The sequence below is a fragment of the Pseudoalteromonas sp. NFXS39 genome (assembly GCF_040148775.1).
GTDB lineage: Bacteria > Pseudomonadota > Gammaproteobacteria > Enterobacterales > Alteromonadaceae > Pseudoalteromonas > Pseudoalteromonas apostichopi.
On the sequence record NZ_JAGDEC010000023.1, the window covers coordinates 1 to 1,182 of the forward strand.

The window sequence follows — 1,182 nt, forward strand, 5'->3', positions numbered from 1 at the left end:
TCGAGGGTGACTGCGTACCTTTTGTATAATGGGTCAGCGACTTATATTTTGTAGCGAGGTTAACCGATTAGGGTAGCCGTAGTGAAAGCGAGCGTTAACTGCGCGTTTAGTTGCAAGGTATAGACCCGAAACCCGGTGATCTAGCCATGGGCAGGTTGAAGGTTGAGTAACATCAACTGGAGGACCGAACCCACTAACGTTGAAAAGTTAGGGGATGACCTGTGGCTAGGAGTGAAAGGCTAATCAAACCGGGAGATAGCTGGTTCTCCCCGAAATCTATTTAGGTAGAGCCTCGGACGAATACTTACGGGGGTAGAGCACTGTTAAGGCTAGGGGGTCATCCCGACTTACCAACCCTTTGCAAACTCCGAATACCGTAAAGTACTATCCGGGAGACACACGGCGGGTGCTAACGTCCGTCGTGAAGAGGGAAACAACCCAGACCGCCAGCTAAGGTCCCAAAGTCATAGTTAAGTGGGAAACGATGTGGAAAGGCCCAGACAGCCAGGAGGTTGGCTTAGAAGCAGCCATCCTTTAAAGAAAGCGTAATAGCTCACTGGTCGAGTCGGTCTGCGCGGAAGATGTAACGGGGCTAAACTATGCACCGAAGCTGCGGATTCAAACTTTGTTTGAGTGGTAGGGGAGCGTTCTGTAAGCCGTTGAAGGTGTACCGGGAGGTATGCTGGAGGTATCAGAAGTGCGAATGCTGACATGAGTAACGATAATGCGGGTGAAAAACCCGCACGCCGGAAGACCAAGGGTTCCTATCCCATGTTAATCAGGGTAGGGTAAGTCGACCCCTAAGGCGAGGCCGAAAGGCGTAGTCGATGGGAAACGGGTTAATATTCCCGTACTTGGTATAATTGCGATGGGGGGACGGAGCAGGCTAAACAAGCATGGCGTTGGTTGTCCATGTGAAAGTGAGTAGGTTGAGAGTTTAGGAAAATCCGGACTCTTAAGACTGAGACACGAGACGAGCACCCAAGGGTGTGAAGTTGTTGATGCCATACTTCCAGGAAAAGCCTCTAAGCTTCAGATTATACCGAATCGTACCCCAAACCGACACAGGTGGTCAGGTAGAGAATACTAAGGCGCTTGAGAGAACTCGGGTGAAGGAACTAGGCAAAATCGTACCGTAACTTCGGGAGAAGGTACGCTCCTATCTGTGATGAGACTTGCTCT

At 50.4% G+C, this 1,182-nt stretch carries 1 rRNA gene; it reads left to right on the forward strand.

Annotation, left to right across the window (positions count from 1 at the left end):
- Positions 1-1,182, forward strand: a 23S ribosomal RNA gene (locus J3455_RS19790); the annotation flags it as partial.